The sequence below is a fragment of the Flavobacterium sp. TR2 genome, assembly GCF_025252405.1.
Taxonomy (GTDB): Bacteria; Bacteroidota; Bacteroidia; order Flavobacteriales; family Flavobacteriaceae; genus Flavobacterium.
Window position 1 is genome coordinate 4,939,783 of the sequence record NZ_CP104307.1, and the last position, 18,655, is coordinate 4,958,437.

Here is an 18,655-nt window from a genome sequence, read left to right on the forward strand (position 1 = left end):
ACCCGCTACAGATTTACAAAGCAATTAAAGGCTAAAAATATACAGCAAAGTATATTAAAAAACATAACGAGCAAAATAATACCACAATACTATGCCCACTGACAAAATAAAAAGAAGCTATCGCAAAACTCGCTACATTCTTTACAAAGAAACTTTAATTGATTATAAAGAACATTTTTGGTCCTTTTTAGGCTCTTTTGTCGGAATTGGAATTTTAGCTTATCTAGAAGCTTCACAATTTACAGGGAGCGATGTAGTTTATTTAATTGGCTCTTTTGGCGCTTCGAGTGTTTTGATTTACGGAATTATACAAAGTCCGTTTTCACAGCCACGAAATTTAATTGGAGGCCATCTTATCTCTGCATTTATTGGTGTCACTGTAAATAAATTAGTGCCAGACATTATCTGGATTACTGCTCCTCTTGCTGTTTCGCTTTCGATTATTTTCATGCAGATTACAAAAACATTGCATCCGCCAGGAGGTGCGACAGCCTTAATTGCGGTTACAGGTTCGCCCCAAATAAAAGCTTTAGGATATATGTATGTGATTTCTCCAGTTCTAATTGGCGTTTTAATCCTATTTATAACAGCCTTGTTTTTTAATAATATCACTTCAAGCAGAAGTTACCCGAGCCATAGCACTTATCACAAACATTATCATAAAATTAGAAAAAGGCTGGCAAGAAAGTAAAAGTTTTTAAGCCTCGTTTGTCACCCTAAACGATCCCGAAACTTCGGGAGAAGGACTTTCCTATTGGAAAAAGGCTTCGACTTCGCTCAGTCAGACAAACTAATTGAAAATCAATTTACTAAAAATCTTTTCAACAAATCGCAATTCGAGATTCGAATTTCGTTTTTTATATTTTACCTTTGACCTCTCAATAAAAACAAAGATTATGGTTTATAAATTTAGAGTTATTCTAGACGCCGAAGAAGATATTTTTAGAGACATTGCAATTCTTGAGGAAGATACTCTTGAGGATTTGCACAATGCAATCTTCAACGCTTTTGGCTTTGACGGATCAGAAGTGGCTTCATTTTATACTTGCGATGATACATGGAATCAAGAAGATGAAATTCCGCTTTTTGATACAGGAGATGTTCCTGGCGAAATGAGAACCATGAACGATTATCCGTTATCTAGTATTTTAGACAAAGAAAATACAAAGATTATCTACGTTTATGATTTCATTAGTATGTGGACGTTCTTAGTAGAATTGGCCGCTATCGAAGATGAAACCGTTGGAGCAACATACCCAGAAACTTTATTTTCTCACGGTGAAATGCCAGACGAAGCTCATGAAAAAAACTTTGAAGCTGATGATATGCACGACGATATCTACGGAGAATTTGAAGACGACCTAGACGAAGACGATCTTGATATGTTCGAAGGAGATGATAGCTTCGAAGATTATGGATTTGAGGAAAATTGGAATTAGTTCTTAAGGTTCAAAGAGGCATAGGTACAAAGGTTCAGAGGTCTTTTTTAAAATCTTGCGATTTTAAAATGTAATATTTTTCTTTATTTTTATGTTTTAATTCTTAAAATATAAAATGAAAACTTTTCGCGACCTTTTAATCTGGCAAAAATCTATGAATCTGGTAACTAAAATTTACCAATTAACAAATTCATTTCCAAAAGAAGAAATTTATGGACTATCTTCACAAATCAGAAGATATTCAATATCAATACCTAGCAATATTGCGGAAGGATATGGTAGAGATGGAAATAGTGATTATTTGAGATTTTTAAATATTTCCATTTCATCTCTATTCGAAATGCAGACTCAGCTAGAAATTTCATTCAATCTAAAATATATAACCGAGTACCAATTCAGTAAAATAAATGGAGAAAGCAGAGAATTAGAACAAATGTTAAGTTCTTTTATTCGAAGAATAAAAGACAGAAAATAACCTTTGTCCCTTTGAACCTCTGCACCTCTAAACCTAAAAATAAATGATAAATTTATTCAACACCCACATCGAGACGCTGTCAATACACCGCGTAGGGAACAAAAGCAGAAACGAAGCGATTTTTTTATCAGAGCAGCCATTTAATTTAAATGATGAAATTGTTCCTTTGATTAAAGAGTTCTTTTTCAAGCCTTTTAGAGAAAAAGAAGAAAACTATTATCAGTTTGCACACGAAGTGGACTTGGACTACAACGATATGTTTAAATATGCAACTGAGATTTTTGCTAATCCATCAAATGTGCATGAAGTTTCTAAAAACATTACAAAACATTTGTTTGAGCAGTCAAATCATCCGCACATTAAAAATGGAGAGGTTTATGTAACGTATTTGACAAACTTAAGCATCGATAATAACGTAGTTGATGCAATCGGAATCTTTAAAAGTGAGCTTCAAGCAGACTTTTTACAGTTTGAAGAAAACGGAAGCAATCTTGAAATGATTTTACAGCAAGGCATCAACTTGAGTAAATTAGATAAAGGATGTTTGATTTTCAATTATAAAAAAGAAGAAGGTTATAAAATCCTGACCGTAGATAGCAACCGTTACGACGCGCGCTACTGGTTAGAGCACTTTTTGTCTGTTGACGCTTTTGAAGATGAAAACTTCATCACTAAAAAATATTTAAAATTCTGTCAAAACTTCGCAAAAGACGTGGTTTTGCCAGCAGAAGACAAGAAAGAGGAAGTAATGTTTATGAACCGATCTGTGAATTATTTCGCTAAAAATGATCAGTTTGAAGAGCAGAATTTCTTGAATGAAGTACTAGACAATCCTGATTTGATCCCTGAATTTAAAAACTATAAAGTTGATAAAGGAGAAAAATACAGCATCGAAGATGTAACCTCATTCCCTATTGCCAACGCAGCAGTTTCTGACGCCAGAAAATCGATTAAAAACGTAATTAATCTGGATACTCACATCCAGATTAAAATGGATTTCATTAATCCTGAAAGTGCAGAAAAATTCGTTGAAAAAGGCTGGGATGAAGAAAAACAAATGTATTACTACTTAGTTTACTTCAACAAAGAAGAAAAAAACTAAGAAGTTTTCATTTTCTATTACTTACTTATTAATACAAAAAACGGCAGCTACATTTGTAACTGCCGTTTTTTATTAGAAACAAATTTTCTAAAACAAAGCAAAAATCGATTTCAAAATATCGTCGTAAACTTGCTTGTCTTTCTCTCCTGTTCGTGCTAGAACCCGTATTCCTGAATAGTTATTGAAGATAAAACGCGCTAAGGACCTAGCCTCTTGTTTATCTGAAATTTGGCCTGACGCCTGCCCTTTTTTTACAGCATTATAAAAAATCTCTTCTACCACTTTCTGGTTATCATGAACAATTTTTGCAATTTCAGGATCGTGCATCGCCAATTCTACCGCCGAATTTACCATAAAACAGCCCTTTGTTATGCGGTCTTGAAGACTTTCTATAACAGCTTGCTTAAAAATATCAGTTAAGGCTGTTTTGATGTTTTCAGCATTTTCAAAAAGCGTTTTAAGACCATCTAAATTTTGTTTTTGGTAGCGCTTTAATGATTTTACAAATAGTTTTTGCTTATCGCCAAAAGTATCGTACAGACTTGAACGGCTCAATCCTAAATGATTTACCAAATCTTGAGCAGAAGTGCCATTATAGCCTTTGTGCCAAAAAATTTCTATTGCCTTATCCAAAGCCTGTTCTTCATTAAACTCTTTCGTTCTAGCCATAACATTCAAATTAAATTCAATGCAAAGATATGAAAATACGGAACAATCGTTCCTTAATTAGTCAAAAAAATTATAACACAGTGTTTACAATAAGACCACCGTCAACAACAATCTCTGATCCTGTAATGAATGAAGCATCGTCTGAGGCTAAGAAACTAACTGTTTTTGCTACTTCAGCAGCTTGCCCAAAACGTTTCAATAAAATTTTCTCACCCAAAGCAGATCCTAAACCTTCTACTGCTTCTTTTTCTAAACCAACTTTTCCATACAATGGTGTTTCAATTGGGCCAGGAGAAACTGCATTTACTCTAATTTTTCTAGATGCCAGTTCTACAGAAAAAACTTTATTTAGCGATAAAACAGCAGCTTTACTTGCAGCATAAACACTTGAATTTGGCATTCCTACATGAGCATTTACAGAAGTATTAAAAATTATAGACCCGCCATCATTCAAAATTGGAAGCACTTTTTGAACTGTAAAATAAACTCCTTTCACATTCACATTCATGATGGTATCGTAATGATCTTCTGAAGCAGAATCTAAAGGAGCAAAAGCCGCTATTCCAGCATTCAAAAACAGAATGTCAACTTTTCCAAATTTTGCTTTTACTTCTTCAACCAAATTGTCGATTGATTTTAAATCGGATTGATCGGCCACAATTCCTGTAACGTTTAATTCAGTTTCTGCTTTCGCTAAAGCTGCTTTGTTTCTTCCTGTTACAATTACTTTTGCACCTTTTGCTGCTAAATCTGCTGCAGCTGCGTATCCAATTCCGCTATTGCCTCCTGTCACGATTGCTACTTTGTTTTCTAAATTTTTCATTTTTATTATTATTTAAGTTATTGATTATTCAATTATTACAGTACAAAGATATAATAACGGAATGATTGTTCCGTTATTATTGATGTTAATTTCTTGTTAAAACAATAATTACCCTTCGCAATGTCTTTATTTCAAAGGCAATCAGCTATTTAACTATAAGCGAAAGAAATTATAAAATGTCGGACATTCTTAATTTATGCTTAATTTTGCATTAAAAAATAACTCAGATGGATATTCAATTTTTTAAAGAAAGTCCTTTTACCACTATAATTTCATTTCATAAGCTTATTGAATCTTTTGAAGAAATTGCTTTGTCAGACGTTGATTACAGATCAGATTACGCCAAAGCGATTTTAAAACAAATCGAATTAATTCCAGAACTTAGGACTGGTATTCAGGATTATTCGGTTATAAAAGACAACGAAGCCTTAATCAAAAATATTTTAGCCGATTTATTCCCAACTGCATTGACGCACAACGAAATAAAAGCGGTAACCATTCCATTTCAAAATATCTCCTTTAATTATACAGAGCGTTTCAAGAAAATCTTAAAAAATGCAGGAGATGAGTTTTATATGGAGATTCGTGATTTTAGCGAGCATCAATTCTATATCAATAACTGCTGTTTAATTTTGAGCAGTTATTACAAGCAGCACATCGATTTCAATCAGCCTTTTTTCTACGATATTCCGGATGAAAATGGCATCGAAAAACATTATCGAATTTTGTATAATGCCGATTTCATGGAAATTACTCCTACTGAAAATGCTGTTCATTTAACTCAGGAAGATATCGATCAATTAATCGATAATTACAGTGATATTAATTTATGGAAATCTAAATTCCCGAAAGGAAGCTGGGTTCTGAGAGGTTTCGGAATTGTTTCTTTATTTGATGCCACTACTGAAAGCGCAATTTCAATTTTGAAAAGCAATCTTTTGAAGCCTGGCCCAAAAACAGTTACAACTGATGAAGAAGTCTCTAACATTTTTCAGTCTATTTTTAATCTTCCGAATTTAAAAGTCGGGTTTATCATTTATAATCCTGAGGAAGAGAAATTTATCAGACCTGCGAAGTACGAAAATCAGATGAAAAGCTTTTTACTTTCTGCGGACCAGGAAGTGGATTGCAAAAATGCTTTTTTTGGATGTTCTTTCGAAAATTTATTAGACAACAGAGAACCTTTTGTTATTTCAAATGTCAGCAAATTTACTGAAGAGTCGACAAACAAGAGACTTGGCGAACATTTACTGTCGCAGAATATTCAAAGCTGCATTTTTGCTCCAGTTATTAAAAGCGGGCATTTGTTGGGTGTTGTTGAATTGGTTTCAGAAAATCCAAGAGATTTAAACAGCGTAAATGCAACAAAACTAGATTTGGTTCTGCCATATTTGACGGATACTATCGATCGCTACAATACAGATATGCAGCATCAGATCGAGGCAATTATCCAACGAGAATACACAACGATTCACCCGAGTGTGTATTGGAAATTTAAAAGGGAATCGCAGAATTACTTTCAAAATATGAATCATACTAAAGACTATATTTTTAAAGAAATTGTTTTTAAGAATGTATATCCGCTGTATGGTCAGATTGACATCAAAAGTTCATCAGAGCATCGAAACGAAACGGTAAAAATTGATTTAAAAAACCAGCTTTCGGCTCTTTTGGAGATTTTCGAAAACGAGGAGGCAAACTCTAATCTGGTGCTTCTGGAACAACGAAAATTTGAACTGGAATCGCTACGAAACGAGCTTGATTTCCCTTTAAAAGCCGATACAGAACAGCATATTCAGCGTTATATTGAAGAAGAAATTCATCCAATACTTAAAAATACGAAAAGCAATTCTACAACTGAAAAGCTAGAAAAAGTATATTTTGATAATCTGGACGAAAAAACAGGAATGTTTTATCAGGAAAGAAAGAAGTTTGACAATGCTATGTCGATTATCAATAAAAGACTGGCAACCGTTTTAGACAGGAAACAAGTTGAAGCCCAGCAGATTTATCCGCATTACTACGAACGTTTTAAAACGGATGGTGTTGAGCACAATTTATACATTGGAGCTTCGATATCGCCAACAAAACCTTTCGACATTATGTATCTGCATAACCTTCGTCTATGGCAATTGCAGACGTTGTGCGAAATGGAACTCGAGCATCATGAACTTAAAGCATCTCTGCCATACGAATTGGATGTTACCTCATTAATTCTAGTTTTCAGTTCTGCGCTTTCTATACGTTTCAGAATGGACGAAAAACGTTTTGATGTGGATGGAACTTACAACGCGAGATATGAAGTGGTTAAAAAACGAATTGACAAATCGCATATTAAAGGAACAACTGAAAGAATTACTGAAAAAGAAAAAATTACAATTGTATATTCTCAAAACAGCGAGGAAGCAGAATATTTAAAATACATTAAATATCTGCAGCACAAGAAAATTCTGGAACCTTCTATTGAACAATTTGAAGTTGAAGATCTTCAGGGAGTTTCTGGTTTAAGAGCCATACGAGTAAAAGTAATCAACAATAATTCTAACCCAGGAGTCAAAAAAATAACCTATCAGGATTTACTTGATGAGCTCAACTAATAGTTGAGCTTTTTTTATTTTTTAAACACATAGAAACATAGATTTTGAAACTTAAAAAAGGCGTTTCACTTGCATCAATTCACATAGCTATGTGTGAGAAACTAGTTTCTTTCTTTATTCTTTTTTTACAAAATAAAATCTATGTTTCTATGTGTTTAAAAATTTTTCTGTATAAAAAACTTTGTCAAAGTTCTATAGACACGAATAAAACGGTTTTTAATTTAAATCAAAAAATCTGTGTTCATCCGCGTTTTCGCGATAGCGAACCCGTAAAATCAGCGTCTAATTTTAAATAGATTTAAACGCAATCACAAACGCGATCACCGTTATGATAATTCCGAACATGAAAAAATTGTAGGCGATTCGGAGCAGATTATACTTTCGCTGTAAAACCAATCCTAAATAATACAAATCTTTGATCATGGTTGAGTACAGATAATCACGGTCTTTCATCATTTCATTCATTGCCCAGTCATAATCTTCAAGCGGCATTTTGTAGAAATTTCCAAAAAACATCAAATTCACTTTTTTAGCCTCAACATCGTCTCGAGTAAAAAATCCAGAAGTTACTTTTGGACGTGTAGAAAGAATGGCAAAAATAATTGTGATTACGCTCGACATCAGCATAATAAACGTTGGAACAACCAAATGAGCATTCTTCGGACTATCCAATTTTGGAATAATAGACGATAGTGCAATCGAAATAATAATTGCATTTACAGACAGTAAAATATTGGCTTTACTATCTGCAATACCGCTTAAACGGGTGTGATTCCCTAGTGTAACACGAAACAAAGTATCAATTCCGCGGTCTGGTTTTTCTACCTTTTCTTTCTTTTTATTTTCTTCTTCGAGCGCTGCGGCGGCTTTCACTTCCTGCTTATTGATTTTTTTCTGAATCATCAATAGATTTTTTTCTTTTAAGGGTTGCCATTTTCTTAAAGCATAATCGGTATAAAATCTATGTTTGTTCAGCAAGAAGTTTAGATTCTCTCTTGTCCATTCGGCATTAGAAAAACTTACTATTCCTGCATTTTTTAATTCCAGACGAAGCAGTTCGCAAGTTGTAGCATATTCGGCTCCCATCAAATGGGCGTAGTCAGCGTCACGTATAATTTTTTCTAAGTGAGTTCTTGGCTCATATTCTTTAACTGTAGCCAAAATCAAACTGGAAACCAGCGCTATAAATTCTTCCGATTTTCCTTTTTCACGCAAAAAATCAGCAGCAATTTTAGTGCTTGTCTTTTCATGGTTTTCATATCCTTCAACATATCCTGTATCATGAAACCATGCTGCAATCAAAAGTGCCTCTTTGTCATCACCTTCTACATCTTCTTTTTTGCACAGCTCTTTTACAGCATTAACTACTGTGAAAGTATGGTTAAAATTATGGTAAGAATATAAATTAGAAAGTTTATCTTTGAGTAAATTACTGACGAAATCTTCGGATTGTTCTATTAGATTCATAAAGAATATTTTTATACCACTAAATTATGAAATTGTTTTTGGATAATCATTTTATTGCTAAGATTAAAAAATACGCATTAGCAATAATGGCACTATTCATTGTTTATTCCTGTGCAACACGCAAGCCCCAATATGGAAAAAATGTTAGTGCTAACGAAACAGAAAACGCTACCGATACTATAAAAATTGCACATACTTTTTTCTTGGTTGGTGATGCTGGAAATGCCGACGAAGAGCAAGCACAGCAGACGTTAGAACTTTTACATCAAAAACTTAAGAAAGCAAGCAAAAAATCGACACTTCTGTTCTTGGGCGATAATATTTATCCAAAAGGCTTTCCTAACGACAAACACCCTGAAGATAAGGCTTTGGCCGAGACCAAACTAACCAATCAGTTAAAATTGACAAAAGGTTTTAAAGGAAAAACTATTGTAATTCCCGGAAATCATGATTGGTACAGCGGCATCAAAGGTCTAGAGCGTCAAGCCGATTTTGTAACTAAATATTTAAATGATAAAAAAGCATTTCTTCCAAGAAAAAGCTGCCCTATCGAAAACGTTAAAATCGACAGCACCACTACTTTGATAGCTATTGACAGTGAATGGTTTCTGGAAGACTGGAACGATCATCCCACTATAAACGACAATTGCGAAATTAAAACCAGAGAAGCTTTTTTTGAAGAATTGGAGGGGCTTTTGAACAAAAACCAAGAAAAAACGGTTGTTTTGGCAATTCATCATCCATTATTGAGCAACGGAACACATGGCGGACAATTTTCGTTAGAAAAGCAATTGTTTCCTTTAGAACAAAAGATTCCTTTGCCAATAATTGGCTCATTCATTAATTTATTGCGAAAAACATCTGGTGTAAGTCCGCAGGATATTCAGAACAAACAATACACGATTTATGCTAAGAGAATTAAAACGCTTTTGCAAAAACAGAAAAATGTCATTGTAGTTTCTGGACACGACCACAACCTGCAATACATCAGCAAAGAAAACATCCAGCAGATTATCAGCGGCGCAGGATCAAAATCTGAAGCTGCTAGAGCTATCAGCCCATACGATTTTTCATATGGCGGAAATGGTTATGCAACTTTAACCATGTTTAACAGCGGTGATGCAAAAGTTTGTTTTTATGGAAATGAAAACGGTAAAGAAAAACTGCTTTTTGAACGAGAAATCATAAAAGCAAAAGAAATCAACTGGGCTGCAGATATTCCGAATACCTTTCCAGCAAAAGTGACCACTTCGATTTATTCTCCAAAAATGACTCAAAAAAGTGCTTTTCACAGATTTTTATTCGGCCAACATTACAGAAAATATTACAGTATGCCTATTGAGGCGACAACTGCTACGGTTGACACTCTAAAAGGCGGTCTGAAACCCATTCGCGAAGGCGGAGGACATCAATCTGTTTCTTTGAGAATGTCTGATCCTCAAGGCCGTGAATATGTAATGCGCGCCATGAAGAAAAGCGCGACTGTATTTTTGCAGTCAGTTGCTTTTAAAGACCAATATGTAGTAAATGAATTCGAAAAGACATACGCCGAGGATTTCTTATTTGATTTCTACACTACTTCTCATCCTTATTCTTCTTTCGCCATTGGCAGTATGTCCGATCAAATTGGTCTTAGACACACCAACCCTATTTTATACTACATTCCAAAACAAAATGGTTTAGGCGAATTTAACGCGAGTTTTGGAGATCAATTGTATATGGTTGAAGAAAGGCCTGCTGACAATCATCTTGATGGGAAAAATTTTGGAAAACCAAACAACATTATCGGAACTGATGATATGATGCTGAATCTTCATAAGGACGAAAAATATGTGGTCGATGAAAAAGAATATATAAAAGCGCGTTTGTTTGACATACTTTTAGGAGATTGGGACAGACATAGCGATCAATGGCGTTGGGCTGAATATAAAGAAGATGGCAAAGTGATTTACAAACCGATTCCGCGTGACCGTGATCAAGCGTTTGTAAAATATGATGGCGCTTTACTTTCGCTTTTAATGAATATGCCTCCCCTTCGTCATATGCGATCTTTTAAAGGTGACAGAATAAATGTGAAATGGCTTGGAAGAGAGCCTTACCCAATGGATTTGGCATTTTTAAAAACAGCCCAAGAAAAAGATTGGGTGGAGCAGGCCAAATATATTCAGGAAAATTTGACTGATGCAGATATTGACGAAGCTTTCAAAAACTTGCCAAAAGAAGTCCAAGACGAAACGATTGACGAAATCAAGGCAAAACTAAAAAGCAGAAAAAAAGATCTTCAGAAATATGCTCGCGAGTATTCTGATGTCTTAAGCAGAACAATTATGATCGCAGGAACAGACAAAAAAGACAAGTTTGTTTTGAATCATAATGTAAAGAAAGGAATTGAAATTCAGGTTTTCAGAATCAAAAAGGAAGGAGACGAATTGCTTTACACCAAAAACGTAACCGATGATAAAACCAAAAATCTTTGGATTTACGGTTTAGACGACAATGATGTTTTTGAAGTAAAAGGAAACGAAAAATCCAGCATTAAAATTCGTTTGATTGGAGGCCAGAACAACGATACTTATAACATTGAAAACGGAAGAAAGGTTATTGTTTACGATTTCAAATCAAAAGAGAACACGTACAACCTAGATTCGAAAACGCAAACGCAGCTAACAGATGATTATGATGTTAATGCCTATAATTACGAAAAACCAAAATACAATGTGGTTTCAGGTCTGCCAAACATTGGATACAATCCAGATGATGGTGTGAAAATGGGGGTTAATGTAAATTATACTGTCAATAATTTTAAACAAAATCCATACACGCAAAGACATATTTTTAATGCTTTCTACTATTTTGCTACAGGCGGTTTAGAGTTTAATTATGCGGCGCATTTTCCAGGGTTATTAGGCAAATGGGTTATTGACGTGGAATCATTATATACGACTCCAAATTTTGCCATGAACTATTTTGGATATGGAAATGAGTCAAAATATGATGACGATTTAGGAATGGATTATAATCGTGTGCGTATTAGAAAATTTAATGCTTCGGGCGCCATTCGACACGTAGGACGATACGGAAGCGAATTTAGCATTCAGCCAATTTTCCAGCGAATGACGGTTGAAGATACCGAAAATAGATACATAAACATTCCTGGAATTGTAAATCCTGAGGTATTTGACAGTCAGAATTTTGGAAGCTTAAAAGTTAAGTATGTATTTAAAAATTCAGATTTTGCTGCCAAACCTACTTTAGGAATGGCGTTTATGCTTGCAGCGACTTGGACAACCAATTTGGATAATACAAAGAAAAATTTCCCAACATTGGAGAGTTTCTTAGGATTTACCCATAAAATTGATCACAACGGAAAATTGATATTGGCCACTTACGTGAAAGGAAAAGCTATTTTCAACAATAATTATGAGTTTTATCAAGGTGCTTCTCTAGGTGGCGATACCGATTTGCGCGGTTTCAGAAACGAACGTTTCCTAGGAAGTTCATACTTCTCTCAAAGCTCTGATCTGCGTTTAAGCATCGGGAAAATCCGTAAAACGATTGTTCCTTTTACTTATGGAATTTTAGGAGGTTTTGACTACGGAAGGGTTTGGCTTGATGGCGAAAATTCTAAAAAATGGCATCAAGATTACGGCGGAGGACTCTGGCTGAATGCGATAAACGTTATTACAGCAAGAATCTCTTATTTCAAATCTCCTGATGAAGTTGGAAGATTGATTTTTGGAGCGGCATATAGCTTTTAGTTAGGTACAAAGGGCACATAGCGACAAAGGTTCAAAGGTTTTTAGTTCTATCTTAAAAAATCTTTGATCCTTTGTTCCTTTGCAACTTTGAGACTAAATTAGAGACTAAACTCATAAACCTTCCCTCCTATCTTATTTGTTTTTTCGTCAGCAATCAATAAAGTATTGTTATCTTTAAAAACGATTGCTTCTTTTTGTGAAAAGTGGTTCAGATTTAATTCTGTTTGTGTACCGCTATGAAACAAATCTCCTTTAAATCCTTTAAACAAAAGCACTTTATCATGACTCAACAAAGCTACTTTTTTTCCGTCGGGACTTATTGTGGCACTCGTTAAGACACAGTGATTATAATTGCTGCACGTTTTAAATTCTCCAATTTTAACCGCTTTTTGAGTTCCTGCAGCATTTTTAATTTTGTAGATAAAAGCTGTTCCGTCAAAACCTTTGCTTCTGTTTTTCGTAAAAAGATAAAAATAGCCGCCTTGTTCGAAGAAACCTTCAACGTCGAAAAACATTTCTTTTTTCTTTGGCGGAAACTCTTTTTGCTCCGGATACGAAAATGAAACTTTATATTCAGCCTTAGCCAAATCATTATTCAACTGATTTTTTGCCACTTTATAAATGCATAAATCTCTTCTTTCGTTATCATTATTTCCAAAATCGCCAATGTAAACATTTCCAGCCTTATCCTTTGTAATATCTTCCCAATCGATATTTGTAGCATTCGAGATCGTAATGGTCTTAGCTAATTTTCCTTTAGAATCAATTGCATAAATCGCATTTTTATTTCCACTGTCTTCTAGCGTGTAAAGAATTTTTGTTTCAGGAAAATAAGTGATTCCGGAAACTTCCTTTAATTTTTTAGGAAGCGAATAAAGTTCTTTTAAATCAGAACCAGATTGTTTCTGACAAGCTAATAAAACAATAGAAACGGCTACTAAAAATGATTTTTTCATAAAACTATTTTTTAAACCATATAAGTTATAAAAAGATTGGCTGAAATGAACTTATATAACTTATATGGTGAAATGATTTAAACTAAGTTAGTGTTTTTAAAATTACGGGTAATAAATTCAAATGCGGCGTGCATGATGTGCCCCATTGATTTTGCGTTTTTGAATTTCATATCGTTTGTATAACGATACAACTCCATTTTTAATTGCAGTAAATGCTCGTGCGTCGAAATGGTATCGTGACACATTATATTCAGTAATTTTTTAATTCTAGTTTCGGCTGAATGGATACGTTTTGCCAGAATCGCTCTCTCCTCATCTTTATACTGAATGATCGAACGCTCTTCTAATTTTTCTTTGATTAATTGAATCATTGGAAAATTTTCCTTGAAAAACTGCGGACGATATACCTTAAAATTTCCTTCGTAACATTGCTGGTCAAAGTCGATCGGGCGAATTTTATAAACTACCTGATCAAAATCGTGAATCGGAACAATTACATAATTATATGCCCTCATGTCACCCAAAAGCCGAATCATACAGCGCTCGTTAAATTTCACAAACTCTTTGGCAATCTGTGCTTTTTCCATTTCGCTGCATTTATCAAGCAGCGTATCCATAAAAACATCTCCTGGAATTCCGATAATATGCTCTTCGATCAAAGTATCTTTGTAAACCAGAAAGTTAATTTTATCTGGCGACAGAATATCTTCCAATTCCAGTCCGTAAATACGGGAGGCATCTGCTTTTTTGATGTAAAAATGAACATAGTTATCGTTGAGAATATTTCGAACTTTAATTCTAAAAGGTTTCGAATTTCCAAAAGTACAATAATCAATTGCGTCGACATTCAAGTATTGAATGATTTCGCTATTTCCATCAGAATGCAATAGCGAATATATTTTTTTTAGATTTAAATCAATTTCATTGCGCTCAAATTCGCCGTAATATACCCGAATCCAAAGCGTATCGGTATCATTTTTATCGTAAACGTTTATAGAGCCCGAAAAACGAAGCAAGTCATCATAAAACACAGAAACTTTAGAAATACGCTCGTATCGCTCTAAATAACTTAATAGGGGCTGTGTTAAAGGGTAAGACGGTTTTTTTAAAACCATTAAAGGCTCGCTCATTTTGAATATCTTTATTACAAATTTACATCAATACGATTTAAAGTTAGAATTTAAAGTAACAAAAATCAACTTGGCTCGTCATACTAAAAACTAAAACCAGAAAAATTTGGAAACCATATTAACCATTGAGAATTTAAGCAAAAGATACGGCCGAATCCAGGCTTTGAAAAATGTATCTTTTCAAATACAAAAAGGTCGTGTTTATGGCATTCTAGGGCCAAACGGCAGCGGAAAATCGACTACATTGGGAATTGTTTTGAATGTTGTCAATAAATCGTCTGGCAATTATCGCTGGTTTGACGGGAATGTTGAAACACATGACGCATTAAAAAAAGTGGGCGCCATTATAGAAAGACCCAATTTCTACCCGTACATGACGGCCGAGCAAAACTTAAAATTGGTTTGCAAAATCAAAAATATAAATTATTCTAAGGTCAATGAAAAACTAGAATTGGTTGGTCTGAGCGAAAGAAAAGACAGCAAATTCAGCACTTTTTCTTTAGGAATGAAACAGCGTCTGGCAATTGCATCGGCGCTTTTAAACGACCCTGAAATTTTAATTTTAGATGAACCTACTAACGGCTTAGATCCGCAGGGAATTCATCAGATTCGCGATATTATAAAAAAAATTGCATCTCAGGGAACTACTATCTTGCTTGCTTCCCATTTATTGGACGAAGTGGAAAAAGTCTGCTCCCAAGTAATTGTTCTGAGAAAAGGTGAAGTTTTATACTCTGGTTCTGTTGACGGAATGTCTTCAAATGAAGGCTTCTTCGAAGTGCAGTCAAATGATAACTTAGTTTTAAAAACGGCTTTACAGGATCATCCTGCAGTTGAGAGAATTGCAGAAGAAGACGGAAAAGTTCTGGTTTACCTAAAATCTGAATTATCAGCTTCAGAATTAAACCAGTTTTTATTTTCTAAAAACATCGTATTAAGCCATTTAGTAAAACGTAAAAACAGTCTGGAAGCTCAATTTTTAGAATTAACCAAAAATGCCATTGCTCAAAAAAACTAAACCATGAAAAGACTTCTTTCTATAGAATTGCAAAAAATCTGGATGAACAAAGCCAGCCGCATATTAACCTTAACTTACTTTATACTACTTTCTTTTATAGCCTTAATCGCTGCTATAAAATTTGATATTGGCCCTTTCAAATTTCATTTGGCAGAAATGGGAATTTTTAATTTCCCGTTTATCTGGCATTTCAATACTTATGTAGCCGCTTGGCTTAAATTCTTTTTAGCCATTGTAATCGTTTCGATGATGGCAAACGAATATAGCTACGGAACTTTAAAACAAAACTTAATTGATGGCCTCAGTAAAAAAGAATTTATTTTATCCAAATTCTTAACTGTAGTTTTATTTGCATTTGGATCTACTCTTTTTGTTTTTATAATGAGTTTATTTCTAGGATTATGCTTTTCTTCTTATACAGAATTTGGCATTATCTTTAGCGATTTGGATTATCTTCTTGCCTTTTTTATAAAATTGACAGGTTTCTTTTCTTTCTGTTTATTTCTAGGCATTTTAGTAAAGCGTTCTGCATTTGCATTGGGTTTTCTTTTAGTTTGGAATATAATTGAAGCTATTATAAGAGGTACTTTAGCCTTTAAAATTTTCCCAGATAGCGATGCAGATAAAAAAATTACGCAATTTTTACCTTTAGAATCAATGTCTAATTTAATTGTCAATCCAGGCCCGAGATTATCTGTTGTTAAAAATATTGGAACACAAATGGGAATCGAAACCGACACCGATTTTAGCGTTGATTATTCTGCTGTTTTGATCGTTTTAGTATGGACTTTTCTATTTATTTATTTTTCTTACAAATTATTAAAAAATAGAGATTTGTAGTATATTTGTTACTATGAGTCCTTCAAGAGTTTTATTTCTATTTTTATTTTTGTGCTGTTTTTATAATAAAATTACTGCACAGGCTATTTCTGTCAATGCCACAGTATCACCAGAAGATTTAATTCAAAATGTTTTAATAAATAGCTCTTGCATTGAGACTCAAAGCGTAAGTGCAAAAGGAAACCCAACGCCAAATGAACAAAGCTACGGCTCTTTTACAGCGGGCGCCAACTTTCCATTTTCTCACGGAATTGTTTTAAGCACTTCTCCCAGCAAAAGAGCCGAAGGTCCCTTTGACCAACAAGATTCTAAAGGTGTAAAAGTGCCAAGCTGGAGTGGCGATTCAGATCTTAATCAAGCTTTAGGAATTAATAACAGCACGCAAGCAACCGTTTTAGAATTTGACTTTATAGCATTGACCAATTCAATCAGCTTCAATTATATTTTTGCTTCGAATGAATATCAACTTAATTTCCCTTGTATTTATTCAGACGGATTTGCTTTTTTGATTAAAGAAGCCGGAAGCAGTGAAAACTATAAAAATCTTGCTGTTTTACCCAATACCTCAATAGCAGTTTCCGCAACAACAGTCCATCCAAAAATTGAAAACATGAATGGTGCTGGCGGAGAACCAATGATTGGCTGTGCAGCCGTAAATGAAAACTATTTTGACGACTATAATACAGCTTCCAGCCCTATTAATTATGCTGGCCAAACTGTAGTAATGAACGCTTCTACAGACGTAGTTCCTAATAAAAAGTACCATTTAAAATTGGTTATTGCCGATGATGCAACAAGACAGTACAATTCGGCAGTTTTTATTGAAGCTGGCAGTTTTGTAACGAAAATAAATTTTGGAGAAGACAGAACTGTAGCTAATAATAATCCTGTCTGTTTTGGCGAAAATTACGTTTTAACCACCAATTTGAATCCTGCCAATTACAGTTTTAAATGGTTTACAAAAGACGCTTCCAATAATTATGTTCAAATTCCTGGTGCAACATCTGCCTCTTACACTGTTACTGCAACAGGAACTTATAAAGCAGAAGCAACTTTAGGCAGTACAACCTGTGTGTCAATTGGAGAAATTACAGTGGAATTTTCACCAGAAATTCCGTCAACAAATACTTCCCTCTTGCAATGTGATGATGATACAGACGGCATTACCATTTTTGATTTGACAAAAACGGCTAATATTGTAAAGAACAACAACCCACAGATTACCAATCAAGGATATTACGAAACGTTGGCAGATGCGCAAGTTAAAACAAATCCGATTTTAAATCCACAGCGATATACTAATAAAGCTCCAAATCAGATCGTTTTTGCTAGGATTGAAAATTCTTTTGGATGTAGTGCAGTAGCTCAAATTACATTGACTATTTCTAATGCGGTCATCCCAAACCAATCTCCAGTAGAGACTTGCGATGGAGACACAACACAAGACGGTTTATATCAATTTGATTTGGCAGCAGAAGTAACGCCTCAAATTATGGTTGGTTTACCTTCTGGCTTGGTAATCAATTATTTTTCAACAGCTTCTGATGCAATTACCGAAACAAATCAGCTGGCGAATATTTTCAAAAATACAACGCCAAACCGCCAGACTATTTATGCTCGTGCCGCAAATGGTTCTAATTGTTATGACATCACTCCAATCGAATTGATTGTACATACTTTTGATCCGCCCAATTTTGAAGATGCAACACAATATCTTTGCAAAGGAGATGAAATAACATTGTCTGTAGCCACTGGTTTTAGCAGCTATGCTTGGTCTGATAACTTAGGCACAACAAATTCAATTCAAGTTAGCCCCCCTGGCGATTACTCAGTAACTGTCACAGATGCAAATGGATGTCCAAAAACTAAAAAATTCAAAGTAGTTTTATCTGAACCGGCGACAATTACGGGAGCAGATGTGAAGGATTTTTCTGGAGTAGACAATTCTGTAAAAATTCTATATACTGGAGCAGGAAACTACGAGTTTTCTCTTGATGGAACCGTTTTCCAAGATGACCCAACTTTCACACAAATAAGCCCAGGCGTTTACAATGCGATTGCAAGAGACAAAAACGGCTGCGGCTTGTCTAATGTGTTTCAAGTATACGTTTTAGATTATCCTCGTTTCTTTACTCCAAATGGTGACGGATTCAATGATTTATGGGCTATTAAAAATATTGACCAAATGCCAGATTATACCATTTCGATTTTTGACCGTTACGGAAAATTGTTAAAACAAATGAATCAGAATGGTTCGGGTTGGAACGGAATTTTCAATGGAAGAGAAATGCCTTCGGATGATTATTGGTTTACGCTTCTTTTTGTTAACGGAAAAAATGTAAAAGGACATTTTAGTTTGAAAAGATAATTTTTTAACATTC

General features: G+C 34.4%; 14 protein-coding genes. 9 read left to right on the forward strand and 5 right to left on the reverse strand.

What is annotated here, in order from left to right:
- Positions 1-91: 91 nt before the first annotated feature.
- The 4 genes from N4T20_RS21030 to N4T20_RS21045 all read left to right on the forward strand — a co-directional run bounded on the left by N4T20_RS21030 (position 92) and on the right by N4T20_RS21045 (position 3,016).
- Complete coding sequence (locus tag N4T20_RS21030) at positions 92-691, forward strand: HPP family protein (RefSeq protein ID WP_260671018.1); 600 nt, start codon at positions 92-94, stop codon at positions 689-691.
- A gap of 205 nt (positions 692-896) precedes the next feature.
- Positions 897-1,439, forward strand: a complete 543-nt coding sequence (locus N4T20_RS21035; protein ID WP_260671019.1) for a plasmid pRiA4b ORF-3 family protein — start codon at positions 897-899, stop codon at positions 1,437-1,439.
- A 115-nt stretch (positions 1,440-1,554) separates the two neighbouring features.
- Complete coding sequence (locus N4T20_RS21040) at positions 1,555-1,914, forward strand: four helix bundle protein (protein ID WP_260671020.1); 360 nt, start codon at positions 1,555-1,557, stop codon at positions 1,912-1,914.
- A 43-nt stretch (positions 1,915-1,957) separates the two neighbouring features.
- The gene (locus N4T20_RS21045; RefSeq protein WP_260671021.1) at positions 1,958-3,016 is read left to right on the forward strand and encodes a nucleoid-associated protein; all 1,059 of its coding nucleotides are present in this window, start codon (positions 1,958-1,960) and stop codon (positions 3,014-3,016) included.
- Between the two features lie 87 nt (positions 3,017-3,103).
- Here the strand turns inward: N4T20_RS21045 and N4T20_RS21050 are convergent, their stop codons facing one another.
- Complete coding sequence (locus tag N4T20_RS21050) at positions 3,104-3,685, reverse strand: TetR/AcrR family transcriptional regulator (protein ID WP_260671022.1); 582 nt, start codon at positions 3,683-3,685, stop codon at positions 3,104-3,106.
- Positions 3,686-3,755: 70 nt separating this feature from the next.
- Positions 3,756-4,508, reverse strand: a complete 753-nt coding sequence (locus N4T20_RS21055) for an SDR family oxidoreductase (protein ID WP_260671023.1) — start codon at positions 4,506-4,508, stop codon at positions 3,756-3,758.
- A 227-nt stretch (positions 4,509-4,735) separates the two neighbouring features.
- Here N4T20_RS21055 and N4T20_RS21060 point away from each other — a divergent pair, with 227 nt between their 5' ends.
- Positions 4,736-7,105: a GAF domain-containing protein gene (locus N4T20_RS21060; protein WP_260671024.1), complete on the forward strand. Its 2,370-nt coding sequence runs from the start codon at positions 4,736-4,738 to the stop codon at positions 7,103-7,105.
- 288 nt (positions 7,106-7,393) lie between these two features.
- On the opposite strand, the gene N4T20_RS21065 is transcribed toward N4T20_RS21060, so the two are convergent.
- On the reverse strand, positions 7,394-8,572 hold the full coding sequence (locus N4T20_RS21065; protein ID WP_260671025.1) for a Pycsar system effector family protein: 1,179 nt from the start codon (positions 8,570-8,572) through the stop codon (positions 7,394-7,396).
- Positions 8,573-8,598: 26 nt separating this feature from the next.
- On the opposite strand from N4T20_RS21065, the gene N4T20_RS21070 reads away from it, so the two are divergent.
- Entirely contained in the window at positions 8,599-12,330 is a 3,732-nt protein-coding gene (locus N4T20_RS21070) for a metallophosphoesterase (RefSeq protein ID WP_260671026.1), read from the forward strand.
- A 98-nt stretch (positions 12,331-12,428) separates the two neighbouring features.
- Here the strand turns inward: N4T20_RS21070 and N4T20_RS21075 are convergent, their stop codons facing one another.
- Both N4T20_RS21075 and N4T20_RS21080 read right to left on the reverse strand, forming a co-directional pair.
- Positions 12,429-13,286 (reverse strand): SdiA-regulated domain-containing protein, encoded by an 858-nt coding sequence (locus N4T20_RS21075; RefSeq protein ID WP_260671027.1) that lies wholly within the window; start codon positions 13,284-13,286, stop codon positions 12,429-12,431.
- Between the two features lie 77 nt (positions 13,287-13,363).
- Entirely contained in the window at positions 13,364-14,416 is a 1,053-nt protein-coding gene (locus tag N4T20_RS21080; RefSeq protein ID WP_260671028.1) for a hypothetical protein, read from the reverse strand.
- A 106-nt stretch (positions 14,417-14,522) separates the two neighbouring features.
- On the opposite strand from N4T20_RS21080, the gene N4T20_RS21085 reads away from it, so the two are divergent.
- Genes N4T20_RS21085 through N4T20_RS21095 form a run of 3 tightly spaced genes read left to right on the forward strand, consistent with a single transcriptional unit; the run spans position 14,523 to position 18,642 of the window.
- Positions 14,523-15,434, forward strand: a complete 912-nt coding sequence (locus N4T20_RS21085) for an ABC transporter ATP-binding protein (protein ID WP_260671029.1) — start codon at positions 14,523-14,525, stop codon at positions 15,432-15,434.
- Positions 15,435-15,437: 3 nt separating this feature from the next.
- Positions 15,438-16,274, forward strand: a complete 837-nt coding sequence (locus N4T20_RS21090; protein ID WP_260671030.1) for an ABC transporter permease — start codon at positions 15,438-15,440, stop codon at positions 16,272-16,274.
- A 13-nt stretch (positions 16,275-16,287) separates the two neighbouring features.
- Positions 16,288-18,642 carry a T9SS type B sorting domain-containing protein gene (locus tag N4T20_RS21095; protein ID WP_260671031.1) on the forward strand — a complete coding sequence of 785 codons (2,355 nt, stop codon included), beginning with the start codon at positions 16,288-16,290 and terminating at the stop codon, positions 18,640-18,642.
- The last annotated feature ends 13 nt before the right edge of the window (positions 18,643-18,655 follow it).

Excerpts from the sequence above, each read along its gene's own strand:
- N4T20_RS21060 (WP_260671024.1), top strand. The coding sequence starts at position 4,736 with ATGGATATTCAATTTTTTAAAGAAAGTCCTTTTACCACTATAATTTCA.
- N4T20_RS21095 (WP_260671031.1), top strand. The coding sequence starts at position 16,288 with ATGAGTCCTTCAAGAGTTTTATTTCTATTTTTATTTTTGTGCTGTTTT.
- N4T20_RS21030 (WP_260671018.1), top strand. The coding sequence starts at position 92 with ATGCCCACTGACAAAATAAAAAGAAGCTATCGCAAAACTCGCTACATT.
- N4T20_RS21050 (WP_260671022.1), bottom strand. The coding sequence starts at position 3,685 with ATGGCTAGAACGAAAGAGTTTAATGAAGAACAGGCTTTGGATAAGGCA.
- N4T20_RS21055 (WP_260671023.1), bottom strand. The coding sequence starts at position 4,508 with ATGAAAAATTTAGAAAACAAAGTAGCAATCGTGACAGGAGGCAATAGC.
- N4T20_RS21065 (WP_260671025.1), bottom strand. The coding sequence starts at position 8,572 with ATGAATCTAATAGAACAATCCGAAGATTTCGTCAGTAATTTACTCAAA.
- N4T20_RS21090 (WP_260671030.1), top strand. The coding sequence starts at position 15,438 with ATGAAAAGACTTCTTTCTATAGAATTGCAAAAAATCTGGATGAACAAA.
- N4T20_RS21075 (WP_260671027.1), bottom strand. The coding sequence starts at position 13,286 with ATGAAAAAATCATTTTTAGTAGCCGTTTCTATTGTTTTATTAGCTTGT.
- N4T20_RS21080 (WP_260671028.1), bottom strand. The coding sequence starts at position 14,416 with ATGAGCGAGCCTTTAATGGTTTTAAAAAAACCGTCTTACCCTTTAACA.
- N4T20_RS21070 (WP_260671026.1), top strand. The coding sequence starts at position 8,599 with ATGAAATTGTTTTTGGATAATCATTTTATTGCTAAGATTAAAAAATAC.
- N4T20_RS21040 (WP_260671020.1), top strand. The coding sequence starts at position 1,555 with ATGAAAACTTTTCGCGACCTTTTAATCTGGCAAAAATCTATGAATCTG.
- N4T20_RS21035 (WP_260671019.1), top strand. The coding sequence starts at position 897 with ATGGTTTATAAATTTAGAGTTATTCTAGACGCCGAAGAAGATATTTTT.
- N4T20_RS21045 (WP_260671021.1), top strand. The coding sequence starts at position 1,958 with ATGATAAATTTATTCAACACCCACATCGAGACGCTGTCAATACACCGC.